We start from the raw sequence: 15,294 nt of genomic DNA on the forward strand, positions 1-15,294 counted from the left end.
CGAGCACCCCCCGTGGGCGGGAACGGTGCATTGTGGACAAACCGGTTCTGGCGTCCGTGCGTGCCAGACTGCGGTCATGCCTTCGCGGTTCCTGACCCTCGCGGACGTCACCGAGGTGCTCAACATCTCGGCCCCGCAGGCCTACGCCCTCGTGCGCTCGGGCGATCTGCCCGCCATCCAGATCGGCGGGCGGCTGCAGTGGCGCGTCGAGTCCGCCGAGCTCGAGAAGTACATCCAGCGGATGTACGAGGAGACCCGCGCGCGCAACACCTCGGACGCGACCTCGAGCGCGGACGCCTGACCTCAGGCTTCGTGCACGACCTGGAGCCGGTCGAACGGGACCGCCCACAGCGCCCGCCCCTGCGTCCCGAGCTCCGCCACGTCGAGGTGGTCCGCTCCGACGCGGTCGATGCGGCCGACGACCTCCGCGCCACCCGAGACGACCCGGACACCGAGCCGGTCGCGCGACAGCGCGCGCAGCACCTGACCGAGCCCTAGGCGGGACTCGACGACGCCGGCCGCAGGCGCCGCGTCGATGGCGAGCCCGTCGACCGCGACCACCGCCGAGAGCGGGACGAGCGCCCGCCTCGCCGGCGGCGTGGCGAGCAGGAGCCACTCGGGCGCCGCCTCCAGCAGCGTCCCGGCAAGCGGTTCGGCGCCGTCGAGCCGGATCCGCAGCGTGTGCCCGACTGATGCGCGGACGCGCGCCGAGAGGGTCACCGAGGCGCGTTCGGCCCGCGCCAGCTCGGCGACCTCGGCGCGCAGGTCCGCCGACCGGGCCGCCGCGAGCTGGGCCTCCATGTCCGCGAACAGCTGCTCCCATCGCATCCGAGCACCGTAGGGCCCGCGACCCGATCGTGGGACAGCACTGGACATGAATCGGACATTCAGGTACATCTATGACGCACAAGCGAGATCAAACGGCATCAAACGACACGATTGAGGGTCAACCATGGTGATCGATACGGCGCCCCGGAGCAGGACCGCGCCCCTTCCCCCGCGCCGGCCCTCCGTCGCCACGGCGGCGCTCGGACTCCTCGTCGCGACGGTCGCCGGTGGCGCCCTGGCCCTCGTGCTCGCGATGCGCGTGCTCTCGCTGGTCACCGGCTCGTCGATGCGGACGGTCGACGCGCTCCTGGAGGTCGCGGTCTGCGGTGTCGGGGCGCTGGTTGCCGCGTGGCTCGCCGTCTCCGCCCTGCTCGCGCTGGGCTGCCTGGCCGTGCGGCTCGTCGGGTCGAGCTGGCGGGGCGGGGAGCGGCTCGTTCACCGGTGCGCTCCCGCGGTCGTGCGTCGGGCGCTCGTGCTCATGGTCGGCGCGACCGTGGGGCTCGGTTCCGTCACCGGTGCCTCCGCGGTGGCCCCCGCACCGACACCGCCCCCGGCGACGGTCACGGCTGACGACCTCGGCTGGCCGGTGACGACCCGCGCCGATGCGGAGTCGGCCGGTCACGGCGTACTGCCGACCACCACGAGCGCGGAACCGACGGCGACCGGTCCGACCGCCGCCGTGCCGCCGCTGGTTCCCGTCGCCGAGCCGGTGGTCGATCCGCCCGCCGCGATCGCAGCGGCTCCGTCGACGCCCGCGCCCGCCCTCGCACCCGCGGAGTCCGAGCCCGTGGTCGTCGTCGCCGGCGACAGCCTCTGGGCCATCGCCGCGCGACATCTCGCGCCCGACGCCACCGACGCGGAGATTGCCGCGTCGTGGCCGCAGTGGTATCACGCCAACGCGTCGGTGATCGGGTCGGACCCCGGTCTGGTCGTCCCCGGTCAAGAGCTCGCGGCGCCCGTCGTGCAGGACGAGGCGGCGTCATGAGCTCGGTCGCCGTCGAGCTGGCGCAGTCGAGCGCGGAGGACGCGTTCGCCCGGGTGCGCCAGGAGGAGCCGGCCGCTCCCGAGCCCCGGATCCGCCTGGTCGCCTCACCGGAGAAGGCGCTCGTCCCGCGGGCGACCGGCCCCGCCCAACCCGTCCATCCGACGGTCGCCGCGCGCATCTCGGTCCTGCGGGCGCGCGAGACGTCGGCGGCCGCGGACGACGAGGACGTACCGAGCGCGGTCCCGTCGGCCGACCCCGGTGCCGTGGGTTGCTCCATCGCGCTCGCCGCGCTGGAGGTGCTGGCCGGTCGCCGCCCGGTGGCCCAGCTCGCGCGCTGGTTGGCGCCGGGCGTCTACGAGGCGTTGCAGGTCCGCAGCAGCCTGACCGCGCGCGTGCTGCGCACCCCGCAGGGAGAGCGACGCCCGGTGGTCCGGCGCGTGCGGCTGACGCCGATCGTCGCGACCGCGCACGAGGTCAGCGTCGTCACAGACGACTCCGGCCGGGTGCGGGCCGTCGCTCTCCGGCTCGAGGCGCACCGCGGCGCCTGGCGCGCGACGGCCCTGGAGATCGGCTGACCGAGTACGCCGACGGCCCGCCGGTGGGCGCACCGGCCGTGGGCGCTGCGCCGCCGTTCTTGCCCGAGGGGTTCGTCCCGCGGGTGACCACACCGCCGTCACCGTCCACCGACGGGGCGGAGTACTGCAGCGGCGCCTGCTCGGCGGGACCGTCGATGCCCTTGGCGACCAGCTTGCCGGCGGCGGGCCGGTCGGCCGCCGCGGCACCTGCGGTCGTCTGGGCGTCGGCGATCGAGTCGAGCGTGATCGGCGAGGAGGGCGCGGACTCGTCCTGGACCTGGACCTGGACCTCCAGGTTGAACAGGTAGCCGACCGTCTCCTCCTTGATCGCGTCGTTCATCGCGTTGAAGAGCTGGAACCCCTCGCGCTGGTACTCGACCAGCGGGTCGCGCTGGGCCATCGCCCGCAGGCCGATGCCCTCCTTCAGGTAGTCCATCTCGTAGAGGTGCTCGCGCCACTTGCGGTCGAGGACCGAGAGGGTGACGCGACGCTCGAGCTGACGCATGTTGTCCGCGCCGATCGACTCCTCGCGCTCCGCGTAGGCGACCTGGGCGTCCGAGAGGATCTCCCGCGTGAGCTGGGCCGCGGTCAGGCGGGTCGCCCCGCCCGCCTCCTCGACCACCTCGTCGGGCGTGATCGAGATCGGGTACACCGCCTTCAGGGCGGTCCAGAGCGCGTCGAGGTCCCAGTCCTCCGGGCGACCCTCGGACGTCGCGGCCGTGACGTAGTCCGTGAGGACGTCCTCGCGGAAGTGCGTGATCTGGACGTGCAGGTCCTCGCCCTGCAGGACCCGACGACGCTCCTTGTAGACGACCTCGCGCTGGCGGGACATGACGTCGTCGTACTTGAGGACGTTCTTGCGGATCTCGAAGTTGCGCGACTCGACCTGCGACTGCGCGGACTGGATGCCGCGCGTCACGATCTTCGACTCGAGCGGCATGTCCTCGGGGAACCCGGCGCGCTTCATCATCGACTCCGCCAGACCCGAGTTGAACAGGCGCATGAGGTCGTCCTGCATCGAGAGGTAGAACCGGGACTCGCCCGGGTCGCCCTGACGGCCGGAACGACCGCGCAGCTGGTTGTCGATGCGACGCGACTCGTGCCGCTCCGTCCCGAGGACGTACAGGCCACCCAGGTCGGCGACCTCGTCGTGCTCGGCCGCGACGGACTCCTTGGCCTTGGCCAAGGTGGTCGGCCACGCGGCCTCGTACTCCTCGGCGTTCTCGGCGGGGTCGAGGCCACGCGCCTCGAGCTCCTCGACGGCCATGAACTCGGCGTTGCCGCCGAGCATGATGTCGGTACCGCGGCCGGCCATGTTCGTCGCGACGGTGACGGCACCCTTGCGGCCCGCCTGAGCGACGATCGACGCCTCACGCGCGTGCTGCTTGGCGTTCAGGACCTCGTGCGGGACACCCTGCTTCTTGAGCTTGGCGGAGAGCAGCTCGCTCTTCTCGACGCTCGTGGTGCCGACGAGCACCGGCTGACCCTTCGCGTGCCGCTCGACGATGTCGTCGACGACCGCGTCGAACTTGCCGTTCTCGCTCTTGTAGACGAAGTCGCGCTGGTCGATGCGCTGCATGTCGCGGTTGGTCGGGATGGGCACGACGCCGAGGTTGTAGGTGCCCTGGAACTCGGCGGCCTCGGTCTCGGCGGTACCGGTCATGCCGGAGAGCTTGGTGTACAGGCGGAAGTAGTTCTGCAGGGTGATCGTGGCGAGCGTCTGGTTCTCGGCCTTGATGGCCACGCCCTCCTTGGCCTCGATCGCCTGGTGCATGCCCTCGTTGTAGCGACGGCCCGGCAGCGTGCGGCCGGTGTGCTCGTCGACGATCAGGACCTCGCCGTCCTTGACGATGTAGTCGACGTCGCGCTTGAACAGCTCCTTGGCCTTGATGGCGTTGTTCAGGAACCCGATCAGCGGCGTGTTGAGCGACTCGTAGAGGTTGTCGATGCCCAGGTAGTCCTCGACGCGCTCGATGCCGGGCTCGAGGACGCCGATGGTGCGCTTCTTCTCGTCCACCTCGTAGTCGCGCTCGGCCTGCAGGCGGCGCACCACCTTGGCGAACTCGGCGTACCAGCGGTTGGCGTCGCCCGTGGCCGGTCCGGAGATGATCAGCGGCGTGCGCGCCTCGTCGATGAGGATGGAGTCCACCTCGTCGACGATGGCGAAGTTGTGGCCGCGCTGGACGAGCTCCTCGGTGTTCCACGCCATGTTGTCGCGCAGGTAGTCGAAGCCGAACTCGTTGTTGGTGCCGTACGTGATGTCGGCGGCGTACTGCTCGCGGCGCTCGGCCGGACGCTGCGACGAGAGGATGACGCCGCTGGTCAGGCCGAGGAAGCGGTAGACGCGGCCCATGAGCTCGGCCTGGTAGCTGGCCAGGTAGTCGTTGACCGTGACGACGTGCACGCCCTTGCCCGCGAGCGCGTTGAGGTACGCGGGGGCCGTGGCGACGAGGGTCTTGCCCTCACCGGTCTTCATCTCGGCGATGTTGCCGAGGTGCAGCGCGGCGCCGCCCATGAGCTGGACGTCGAAGTGCCGCTGCCCGAGCGTGCGGCGTGCGGCCTCGCGCACCGCGGCGAACGCCTCGGCGAGCAGATCGTCCAGCGACTCCCCGTCCGCCAGGCGGGCGCGGAACCGGTCGGTCTCCTCGCGCAGCTCGGCGTCGGACAGCGCGACGAAACTGTCCTCCAGGGTGTTGACCTGCTGGGCGATGCCCGACAGCTTCTTGACGATCCGGCCTTCACCGAGGCGCAGGACCTTCTCGAGGATCGCTGGCACGCACTACTCCCGACGTGTTCGCACTCCGGGCGCGCGCGGCGTCGGAGCGGCTTGGGTGCCGGCCGCACGGCCGGGCCCGTCCATCGTAGGCGAGCCTGCGGGGCGTGGGCGAAGAACCACGACCGCCGTGCCCAGAAGGACCGCCCCGACCACGCCTGCGACGCCGAGCTGCTCCCCGCGCAGCAGGACCGCCCCGACCGTCGCGGTGAGCGGTTCGAGCAGGGCGAGCAACGTGGCCGTGGTGGCCGGGACGCCCCGCAGACCCGTGAAATACGCTCCCCAGGCGGCCGCGGTGGGCACGATCGCGAAGTAGGCGAGCAGCAGCCACCCCTGTGCGTCGTCCGGCAGCCCGACGGTCGGGCCGACGACCGCGGCGACGGGCAGCAGCAGGATTCCGCCGAGCGTGAACGCGGTCGCCGTCATGGGCAAGGGGGACAGACCGGGCACCGGGCGGCGGTTCAGCCCGGTCATCGTCGCGAACGCCGCCGCCGCCACGAACGCGAGCGCCGCGCCCGCGGGGGCGCCGCCTCCCGCGTTGCCCGGCCGCCCGACGAGGAGCAGGAGCCCGACCAGGGCGAGCGCGAGCGCCACGACGGTGCGGGCGGCCGGCGCGCGGCGCGAGCTCACGGCGGTACCGATCGCGACGAGCAGTGGCGCGGCCCCCAGGGCGATGAGCGTGGCCACCGCAACGCCGGCCCGCACCACGGCCGCGAAGTAGGCGCCCTGGTAGACGGCGAGGAGCAGCGCCGTCACGACGATGCGCACCAGCGCCGGGCGCGTGCGGGCCAGGCCGCGCAGCCGGCCCGTCACCGCGAGCGCGACGAGCAGGACGGCGCCACCGCCGAGCAGCCGGTAGGACGCGACGACGAGCGGCGCGAGGCCGGCGGAGTCGGCCAGAGCGGCCCCGGCGAGGCCACCGGTTCCCCAGAGGATCGCGCCCAGAGCGACGAGGCCGAAGTCCCGGCGGCTGCTCACGTGGCTCACACGACGGCTCGCAGAGCGGGGGCGAGGTCGCCGCGGTCCGCGACGACCACCTCCCCGAGCCCGAGCCACCCGGCCAGCTCGTGCAGCTCCGCGGCGAGCTCCTCCACGACGTGCGACTGCGAGCCCGGGGTGCGGTGGGCGGCCTGGACGCGCAGGACGCCGGCCTGGCGGTCGGCCTTGAGGTCCACCAGGGCGGGCATCGACTCACCGAGCAGGAACGGCAGCACGTAGTAGCCCCAGACGCGCTTGGGCTCGGGGACGTAGATCTCGATGCGGTACCGCAGCCCGAAGAGCGCCTCGAGGCGGCGGCGCTCGAAGACGAGCGGGTCGAACGGGTTGAGCAGCGCCCGACCGGTCGCTCGCCGCGGCAGCGTCGCGTCGCGGTGCCGCCAGACCTGGCCCTCGTTCCAGCCGTCCACGGTGACCTCGGTCAGGACGCCCTCCTCCACCAGCTCGGCGATCGCGCGGGCGGCGGGGGCCAGCTTGATGCGGAAGTAGTCGGCGAAGCTGCGCACCGTGCCGATGCCGTGCGCACGCGCGCCGATCTCGACCAGGGCGCGGACGCAGTCGTCGCGGGGCAAGTCGGGTGCGTTGAGCAGCTCCGGCGGCAGCACGCGCGACGTCAGGTCGTACTGGCGCTCGAACGCCCCGTTGCGACCCGACGAGGTGACCTCGCCGGTGAAGAACAGGAACTCGAGCACCCGCTTGGCGACGGTCCAGTTCCAGCCCCACTCCGTCCGGGTGGTGGGGTGGTCGGCCTCGAACGTCTCCTGGACCTTCGACGCCGTGATCGGGCCGCGCGCCGTGATGATTGCGCGGATCTCGTCGACCATCGAGCTGTGCTGCAGGGGAACGTCGGCGATCGCGCCCCACGCCTCGTCGAGGTAGGCGCGCTGCCGCCAGACGAGCAGCCGGTAGGTCTCGGGCGGCACGAACGAGGCCATGTGCGCCCACGTCTCGACGAGCCGCCGCGGCGCCCGCCCCGACGCCCGGTCCAGCAGTGCCGGGTCGTAGGCGCCGAGGCGCGAGTACGCGGGCATCAGGTGCGCTCGGGCCAGGACGTTGACGGAGTCGATCTGCAGGACGCCGAGCCGGTCCACCACGTGCTGGAACTGCCTCATGTTCGCGGGCGCGGCCCTGCTGGGGCGGGGCGCGTCGAGCCCCTGGGCGCGCAGGGTGATGCGGCGGGCCTGCGACAGGCTGAGGCGCTCGACGGTCACGGGGCCATCCTGCCGTCCACCTCCGACATGGGACGACCACACGGCACGTCGCCGACGGACCCAACGGGAACGACGACGCCCGGCCGGTTGCKGCCGGCCGGGCGTCAAGGTGTGCAGATGGGGAGGTGCGTCAGCCGACGCCGACCGCCTGCGGGACGTGGTTCGTGGCGACGGCCGTGTCGAGCTTGATCACGCCGTAGCTCCAGCCACGCCGGCGGTACGCCACGGACGGCTGGGCGGTCTCCGCGTCGATGAACAGGAAGAAGTCGTGCCCGACGAGCTCCATCTCGTAGAGCGCGTCGTCGACGGTCATCGGCTGGGCCGCGTGCACCTTCTCGCGGATGATCACCGGCGAGTCGCCGAGCGTCGTCTCCACGGCGGCCTGCGGGTCCACGGGTGCGGCCGCCTCGGGCTCGGGCTCGGGGGGCCGGACGTCGACGGGGGCGATCGGAGTGTGGTTGCGGTGGTCCTTGCGCCGGTCACGGGTGCGACGAAGCCGTTCGAGCAGCTTGCCGAGCGCCATGTCCAGAGCGGCGTACCTGTCGTCTGCGCACGCTTCGGCGCGGATCACGGGACCTCGGTCCACCACGGTGAGCTCGACGCGTTCGGAGCTTCCGGACTGGCGGGGGTTCGTCTCGTGCGACACGACGACATCGATCCGCTGGGCGCGGGGGGCCAGCTGCTCGACTTTCGCGAGCTTCTGCTCGACGTGCGTCCGGAACTTCGGAAGCACCTCGGTGTGCCGGCCGGCAACCACGATCTCCATGTGAGCCTCCTGCGAGGGTCGGGGGCGGAACTTGACTCGCCCGCCCGGGGTGACATGCGTTGGGCTGCCCTGAGGGCAGTCGGGCGGCGTCACCTCCTCCCGCAGCCGAGCCCGGACGACCTTTGAGGTCCCCCCGGTTCGGCGCCGGCTCTGGCTCCCCACGTTAACCCCGTGACCCATCCGTGACCACTCCCACGCCGGTGATCACCCCCATGCGTCCGAGGGGCGGACAACCGGCCGGTCCGGCAGCGCCGGCGACCGCGCGGGGCCCGGTGTGGAGGCGAGCGTGAGGCCGGCCACGACGGCGCCGCCGGCCCGCTCGAGCGCGCTGCGTGCCGCGGAGAACGTCGCTCCGGTGGTCAGGACGTCGTCGACGAGCAGGACGCGACGACCGGCCACCGCACCGACGCAGCGACCGGGGACCCACAGCCGGCCGGAGAGGTTGCGGGCGCGTTCCCGCGCGCCGAGCCCGACCTGGTCGCCGCCACGGGCCCGGCGGAGCACGCGCCCGATCTCGGCCGGGACCCCGCCGTCGACGAGCCCACCGACGACCGCCGCGGCGAGGGCGTCGACCAGGTTGCCGCCGCGTCGCCGCCGGGAGGCGGGAGTCGACGGCGCGGGGACGACCAGGAGCGGCGCGACCGGCGCGAGCGCGCCCGCGACGTGCCGCGCCTCGTGGGCCATCGCGTGCGCCAGGACGCCGGTCAGGTCGACCCGGCCCCGGTCCTTCCAGGCGATGACCGCCCGCCGGACGTCCCCCGAGCAGTCCGCGAGCGTCCACACGGGCAGCGGCCCGCGCCCGTCCATCCGGTCGAGGCGTGGGGCCCGGTTCTCGCACCGCCACGGCTCGCCCGCCAGCAGCGCGGCGCAGTTCGGGCACCAGGCGACGTCGTCGCGACCGCACCCGGCGCACTCGACCGGCAGCACCAGCCCCACGAGGTCGCGCAGGACGGAGAGCACCCGTCGAGCATGGGCCGACGACCCGTCCGTGACCCGCCCGCGCGACTGTTTCGCCCGCCGCCACGGGCTGGGGACGGATCAGCCGGGGTAAGAGGGATAGGACGCGCCCGTGACCCCGGCCACCGGCGCCCAGGTGCTACCGACGTTGCGGCTCAGGCCCCCGTCGAGGGTCGTCACGTAGATGACCGTGCCTCCCGCCATCGCGGTCGGGTCAGCGACCTCGGGCAACGACTCGGTCGGCCCGGACACAGGAACCTTGTGCACGGTGGCCTCGCCCGTGCTGCGTCCGAGGACCCCGAGCGTCGACTCGTCAACCCAGTCGACGGCGGTCGCGTCCACCATCGATGCACCCGCCCGGAGCGGTATCCCGAGCTGCTGCGGGGACCCGGACTCATCGCGGATGATGCCCGCGACGTCGATCGCGACGCCGTCGGCTCCCGCCGAGACCACGGCGATGCGGGTGCCGTCCGCGGCGACCCGGACCGCCCGCACGGTGCGGCCCACCAGCCAGTCGGCCTGGACGGACACCGTCGACGAGCCCGCCCTGACCGCCACGATCCCGTCGTCCGACGAGGCGGTCCAGGTCCAGCCGAAGCGGTCGATCGAGGGCGCGGCGAGCGCTGCCCCCGTGTAGAGGGTCGTCGCGGGCGCGACGGCGGTCGGTGCGCTGACGAGTTCGTCCGGCCCCGACAGGAGCACCCGGAGGCTGCCGTCCGCGCTGCTCGCGGGGCTACGCGGGTCGAGGTCCTCGAGCGAGCCGACCGACGGAACCGGCGTCACGTTGTCGCGGGAGAGCGAGACCAGCCGGTCCGCCTGGAGGAACTCGACGTTGCCGGACGGAGCCGAGCCGCGCTCGAGCTGGGCTGCCTCGCCCAGTGGCACGCCGTCGGTCACCGCGTTCCCGCCCGCCGCGACGGCCACGACCTGGACCGACCCGACGCCCGGCACCGTCCGTAGGCTCTCCTGGATCTGCGCGAGCAGCAGCGGCCGGTTCGCCGAGGTGACGACCGACTGCGGACTGAGTCCGACGAGCACCTCGCCGTCGGAGTCGACGGGCACTGCCTCTGGGTTCATCGCGACACCTTCGGGGATCGCCGTGGTCACCGCGTCACTGAGCCACGCCGACGGGCCGCCGAGCAGTTCGCGCACCACGGCCGTCGGGAGGTTCTTCTTGGGCAACCACCGGGTGTCGGGCACCAGGTACGTCTCGTCGGGCGACAGGAAGTACAGGGGTGTGGACTGGAAGGTCCGCTCGAAGTCCTGCTCCTGCAGGATCAGGCCGTCCGGGACCCCGGAGATCCGCCACTGCTCGGCGTCGTCCTGTACGAGGTCGAACGTGACGGACTCGATCGCGTTCGGTGGCGCCTCGACGTACAGCCCGTCGCCGTCCACGCGAGCGATCACGGGCACGTTCCCGACGATCTGCGCGTCGCTACCGCTCGCGCCCCACTCGATCGGACCGGCGACGACCACGCCCGACAGCGGCTGCCACTCCGTCTTGGCCGCCCCGGCGAGGTACTCCCGGGCGCGGACGAAGCCGTCGGAGGTCCCCGCGGCGCTCGCCGTGAGGAAGCCGTCGACGATCTCCTGCGGCGTGTCGTCGATCTCAGGCCCCGGCGCGAGCACGTCGACGTCGCCCTGCGTCGACACTTTGATGTCACTCTCCTGCACGGGGCCGGACGTGGGCATTGCGACGCACGCGCTGAGGAGCAGGACGACGGTCGCGGCCCAGCCCGCGACCCTTGCCCGACGACTGTTCGTGCTCATCGGACTTCCTGCCGCTCGTCGACGGGTCCAGTGGCGCGGTCGTCCGGCTCCTGGCTGCCGAGCTCCGGGAGTGCTGCGGGGTCGGTGCTCGCGCGGACCAGTGGGACGCGCACTGCCTCGACCGTCGGCGTCTCGTCAGGGACGAGCGGCAGCGGGGAGTCCGTGAGCCGGATGCCTGCCCGGCGCGGCAGTGTCAGCCGGAAGCTGGCCCCACGACCGGGCCGGCCCCACGCCTCCAGCCAGCCGCCGTGCAGGTGGGCGTCCTCGAGCGAGATGGCCAGCCCGAGCCCGGTGCCGCCCGTCGTGCGCGCCCGCGCGGGGTCCGCCCGCCAGAACCGGTCGAAGACGTGCAGCGCCTCATCGGGGGTCATGCCGACGCCCCGGTCGCGCACCGTCACCGCGACCGCGTGCGCGTCGGCCCCGACCGTCACCTCGACGGTGGTCCCCTCCGCGTGCTCGATGGCGTTGACCAGCAGGTTGCGCAGGATCCGCTCGACGCGGCGCGGGTCGATGTCAGCCACGCACGACATCTCGGGCACCGTCACCCGGAGCCAGGTGCTGCGGCGCTCCGCCAGCGGCGTGGCGTGGTCCACGGCCGAGACGACGACGTCGCGCACGTCGCGCCCGCCCGCCTCCAGCACCGCGGCGCCGGCGTCGAACCGGCTGATCTCGAGCAGGTCGGCCAGCAGCTCCTCGAAGCGGTCCAGCTGCGTCTGCAGGAGCTCGGCCGAACGCTTCACGGCCGGGTCGAAGCTGCCGCGCGCCGTGTAGATGACCTCGCCCGCCATCCGGACCGTCGTCAGCGGCGTCCGCAGCTCGTGGGACACGTCGGACACGAACCGTCGCTGGAGCAGCGAGAGCTCCTCCATCCGGTGGATCTGGTCCTGCAGGCTCGCGGCCATCTCGTTGAACGAGCGGGCCAGCGTCGCCATCTCGTCCTCGCCGCGCTCGGGCATCCGCTCGGAGAGGTGTCCGTCGGCGAGACGTTCCGCCACCTCGGCGGCCCGGCGCACGGGGCGAACCGCCTGCCGAGTCACCAGCCACGTCATGCTGCCCAGGAGGGCGACGAGGGCCACGGCGGCGAGCAGCAGCGTGCGCTGGAGGAAGTCGAGGCGGTCCTGCTCCGACTGCAGGCTGTACAGGAAGAAGAGCTGGTACGTACCGACGACCCGGACGTCCACGTCCTGACCGACCATCACAGCCGGTTCCTCACCGGACTCGACCGGCCATGCGACCGACTGCCAGTGCTGGCCGCCGGTCGCCGTGGCGACGCGCAGCTCCCCGGAGACGAGCGGGATGAGTGCCGGGTCGGACGCCGCGCCGACGGTCGCGACGCCGCCGCCCTTCTGTCCGGGCGCCCGCAAAAGGAAGACCTGCCGCTCCCCTGAGCCGCCTGCACGCTGCGCGCGCACGACGGCGACGAGCAGGTTCTGGACGTCGATGCCCGAGGTGGCGGTCGAGGCGTCGAGCGTCGCCTGCGCCGCGAGCGTCGAGCGGGCGCTCTCCTCGAGCACCTGGTCCACCCGCGCCGTGAAGAGGCCGTCCCGCATGCGCTCGCTGACGTAGACGCCGATCACCGCGAGCGCGACCAGGCCGATCGCCATCGTCGTCGTGATGACCCGGACCTGCAGGGAGCCGCGCCACTTGCGCGCGCCGGAACGGACCCGCCGCATCGTGCGGGCCCGGAACAGCCGCCACGCGCTGTTCACACGCACGACGGCGCCGCCCCCGCCAGGATCACGTCGAAGCCACGCCCGCCTTGTAGCCGACGCCACGCACGGTCACGACGATCTCCGGCTGCTCCGGGTCGTTCTCGATCTTCGAGCGCAGCCGCTGCACGTGGACGTTCACCAGCCGGGTGTCCGCGGCGTGCCGGTAGCCCCAGACCTTCTCGAGCAGCACCTCGCGCGTGAACACCTGCCACGGCTTGCGCGCCAGGGCCACGAGGAGGTCGAACTCCAGCGGCGTCAGCGAGACGGGCTTGCCGGCGCGCGAGACGCGGTGACCGGGGACGTCGATGGAGACGTCGCCGATCGAGAGGTGCTCGGGGGCCGGCTCGTCGCTGCGGCGCAGGCGGGCACGCACCCGCGCGACGAGCTCCTTGGGCTTGAACGGCTTGGAGATGTAGTCGTCGGCCCCCGACTCCAGGCCCAGCACGAGGTCGACGGTGTCGCTCTTGGCGGTGAGCATCACGATCGGCACGCCCGACTCGGCACGGATCTGGCGGCAGACCTCGTTGCCGTCCTTGCCCGGCAGCATGAGATCGAGCAGGACGAGGTCCGGCTGGGTCGCCCGGAACACACCCAGCGCCTCGTCACCGTCCTCGCAGAACACCGGGTCGAAACCCTCCGAGCGCAGCACGATGCCGATCATCTCGGCCAGCGCGGTGTCGTCGTCGACCACCAGCACGCGTCCCTTCATGCGCGCATTCTCGCACCACAGCGGCCTACCGATGGCCAGTACGTGTCCGCGATGCGGCACGCCGCTCACAGATCACCCGGTCGCGCCTCCCGCGCACCGGCCGCCGTGGCACGATGATTCCTCCGCGGGGGCCCGGAGAAGGCTCCCGCGCGAACGCACACCGAGCCGAGGGAGCAGTGCTCGCATGACGAGCCCGCACGACGAAGTGCCGCAGGAGCCGACCTGGGCCTCCCCGACCGGTCCGAGCAGCGACGCCACCCCTCCGGCTCCCCCGGTACCCACCCCGCCGCCGCCCTACGGACAGCCGGCACCCACCCCGCCGGCCCCCGGCTACCCGCCCGCCTACGGCCAGCCCGCGCCGGGCTATCCCCAGCAGCCGCCGCCCCCCGGCTACGGCCAGCCTCCGGGCTACGGCCAGCCTCCGGGCTACGGCCAGCAGCCCCCGCCGCCCCCGGGCTGGGGCGGACCTCCGGTCGCGCCCGGGTGGGGTCAGCCGATGGCTCCTCCGCCCGGCGCCTCGTGGCGGCCCCCCGCGCTGCAGCCCGGGATCATCCCGCTGCGGCCGATCGGCCTCGGCGAGATCTACGACGGCGCGTTCCGCGCGATCCGCGCCAACCCCAAGGTCATGTTCGGCATGTCGGCGCTGGTGGTCACCATCGCCGTCGCGCTGCAGTCGCTCATCGCCTGGTACGTCCAGGGCGTCGTCGCGGGTCAGATCGCCGACATCGCGAGCGAGGCGGACCCCCAGGGCACCATGGGCCTGGAGAACCAGTGGAGCGCCAGCACCGGCTCGATCGCCGGGCTGCCGATCACCTCCCTGGCCACGACCATCCTCACCGGACTCCTGATCGTGTCGGTCAGTCGGTCCGTGCTCGGCCAGACCGTGTCGATCCGCGACGTCCTGCGGTCCAGGCGCGTGTGGCTCGTCGTCGCGTTCTCCCTGCTCCTCGCCCTGGCGTCGATCGTCGTGGTCGGGATCGTCGTCGGGGTAGTGGCCGTCCTGGCGGTCAACGGGAGCGTCGGTCTCGCGGTCGCGCTCGGCATCCTGAGCGCCGTCGCCCTCTTCGTCGTCGCGATCTGGTTCACGGTCCGGACGCTGCTTGCCGCTCCCGCGCTGATGCTCGAGGGCAAGAAGTTCTGGCCGACGATCGCCCGCGCGTGGCGCCTCACACGCCGCAGCTTCTGGCGGCTGCTCGGCATCTGGCTGCTGACGGCCATCCTGGCCTCGATCATCAGCTACGTCTTCACCGTGCCCGCCGCCCTGTTCTCGGCGCTCTTCCTCGGCGACGAGGCGGGCAGCTCGTTCGCGTCGATCGTCATCCTCGGGATCGCCGACATCATCGCGCTGACGCTGTCGACGACGTTCGTCGCCGCCGTCACCGCGCTGCTGTACATCGACGTCCGGATGCGTCGCGAGGGCCTCGACGTCGAGCTCGCGCGCGCGGCGGAGCAGACCGCGTGATCCTGTCGGCCTGGGCGGTGAGCGGTGCGGTACGGCTGCCCGTGTCCGTCCCGGTCGACCCCGACGCCGCCACCGCGCGCCGCTGGGCCACGGAGGAGCTCCTCGATCCCGTGTACCACCGGCAGCCCTCCCTGCTCAGCCGGATCCTCGAGTGGCTCGCCGACCAGATCTCCGGCGTTCGGGCGCCCGGCGTCCCCCGGCCGCTCGTCCTGCTGGCGGTCGTCGCCGTCGTCGCGATCGTCGTCGCCATCGCCTTCGTCCTGAACGGTCCGGTGCGCCGTGCGCGCAGGGTCGCGTCCGAGCGCGGCGTCCTCGMCGCCGACGACTCCCGGACCTCGGACCAGATCCGGCGGGCCGCGGACGCCGCGGCGGGTGCCGGGGACTGGACCCTGGCCGTCGTCGAGCGGTTCCGCGCGATCGTGCGCGGGCTCGAGGAACGCACGGTGCTCGACGAGCGCGCAGCGCGCACCGCCCACGAGGCGGCCGACGCCGCGGCCGCCCGCCTGCCCGACCTGGGCGCCGAGCTCGTCGCCGCCGGGCGCCTCTTCGA

14 protein-coding genes are annotated in these 15,294 nt (G+C 73.0%); 5 read left to right on the forward strand and 9 right to left on the reverse strand.

What is annotated here, in order from left to right; translation table 11 throughout:
* Window positions 1-76 precede the first annotated feature (76 nt).
* Entirely contained in the window at window positions 77-301 is a 225-nt protein-coding gene (locus tag AC1DUE_RS19695; protein WP_477041103.1) for a helix-turn-helix domain-containing protein, read from the forward strand.
* 2 nt (window positions 302-303) lie between these two features.
* Here AC1DUE_RS19695 and AC1DUE_RS19700 read toward each other — a convergent pair whose 3' ends face one another.
* Window positions 304-828 (reverse strand): hypothetical protein, encoded by a 525-nt coding sequence (locus tag AC1DUE_RS19700; protein WP_477041104.1) that lies wholly within the window; start codon window positions 826-828, stop codon window positions 304-306.
* Between the two features lie 124 nt (window positions 829-952).
* On the opposite strand from AC1DUE_RS19700, the gene AC1DUE_RS19705 reads away from it, so the two are divergent.
* A complete protein-coding gene (locus AC1DUE_RS19705; protein WP_477041105.1) occupies window positions 953-1,813 on the forward strand; it encodes a LysM peptidoglycan-binding domain-containing protein in 861 nt (286 codons plus the stop codon).
* Window positions 1,810-2,388, forward strand: coding sequence for an Rv3235 family protein (locus tag AC1DUE_RS19710; RefSeq protein ID WP_477041106.1), 579 nt, complete (start codon window positions 1,810-1,812; stop codon window positions 2,386-2,388). Before AC1DUE_RS19705 ends, AC1DUE_RS19710 begins: the two co-directional genes overlap by 4 nt.
* Here the strand turns inward: AC1DUE_RS19710 and secA are convergent.
* The 8 genes from secA to mtrA all read right to left on the reverse strand — a co-directional run bounded on the left by secA (window position 2,297) and on the right by mtrA (window position 13,282).
* Entirely contained in the window at window positions 2,297-5,164 is a 2,868-nt protein-coding gene (gene secA / locus AC1DUE_RS19715; RefSeq protein ID WP_477041107.1) for a preprotein translocase subunit SecA, read from the reverse strand. The two genes, AC1DUE_RS19710 and secA, sit on opposite strands and share 92 nt — an antisense overlap.
* Before the next feature lie 3 nt (window positions 5,165-5,167).
* On the reverse strand, window positions 5,168-6,139 hold the full coding sequence (locus AC1DUE_RS19720; protein WP_477041108.1) for a DMT family transporter: 972 nt from the start codon (window positions 6,137-6,139) through the stop codon (window positions 5,168-5,170).
* 5 nt (window positions 6,140-6,144) lie between these two features.
* Window positions 6,145-7,368, reverse strand: a complete 1,224-nt coding sequence (locus AC1DUE_RS19725; protein ID WP_477041109.1) for a winged helix-turn-helix domain-containing protein — start codon at window positions 7,366-7,368, stop codon at window positions 6,145-6,147.
* Between the two features lie 130 nt (window positions 7,369-7,498).
* Window positions 7,499-8,134: a ribosome hibernation-promoting factor, HPF/YfiA family gene (gene hpf, locus AC1DUE_RS19730; RefSeq protein ID WP_477041110.1), complete on the reverse strand. Its 636-nt coding sequence runs from the start codon at window positions 8,132-8,134 to the stop codon at window positions 7,499-7,501.
* Between the two features lie 204 nt (window positions 8,135-8,338).
* Entirely contained in the window at window positions 8,339-9,094 is a 756-nt protein-coding gene (locus AC1DUE_RS19735) for a ComF family protein (RefSeq protein WP_477041111.1), read from the reverse strand.
* Between the two features lie 78 nt (window positions 9,095-9,172).
* Window positions 9,173-10,861, reverse strand: a complete 1,689-nt coding sequence (locus tag AC1DUE_RS19740; protein WP_477041112.1) for an LpqB family beta-propeller domain-containing protein — start codon at window positions 10,859-10,861, stop codon at window positions 9,173-9,175.
* Window positions 10,858-12,534 (reverse strand): MtrAB system histidine kinase MtrB, encoded by a 1,677-nt coding sequence (gene mtrB / locus AC1DUE_RS19745; protein WP_477041118.1) that lies wholly within the window; start codon window positions 12,532-12,534, stop codon window positions 10,858-10,860. Before mtrB ends, AC1DUE_RS19740 begins: the two co-directional genes overlap by 4 nt.
* 64 nt (window positions 12,535-12,598) lie before the next feature.
* Window positions 12,599-13,282 (reverse strand): MtrAB system response regulator MtrA, encoded by a 684-nt coding sequence (mtrA, locus tag AC1DUE_RS19750; protein ID WP_477041113.1) that lies wholly within the window; start codon window positions 13,280-13,282, stop codon window positions 12,599-12,601.
* Between the two features lie 184 nt (window positions 13,283-13,466).
* Here mtrA and AC1DUE_RS19755 point away from each other — a divergent pair, with 184 nt between their 5' ends.
* Both AC1DUE_RS19755 and AC1DUE_RS19760 read left to right on the forward strand, forming a co-directional pair.
* Entirely contained in the window at window positions 13,467-14,744 is a 1,278-nt protein-coding gene (locus tag AC1DUE_RS19755; RefSeq protein ID WP_477041114.1) for a glycerophosphoryl diester phosphodiesterase membrane domain-containing protein, read from the forward strand.
* Window positions 14,741-15,294: DUF4129 domain-containing protein (locus AC1DUE_RS19760; RefSeq protein ID WP_477041115.1), on the forward strand; the 554-nt coding region annotated here is incomplete at its 3' end. The genes AC1DUE_RS19755 and AC1DUE_RS19760, both read left to right, overlap by 4 nt.

This window comes from Cellulomonas sp. P4_A2, assembly GCF_056402515.1.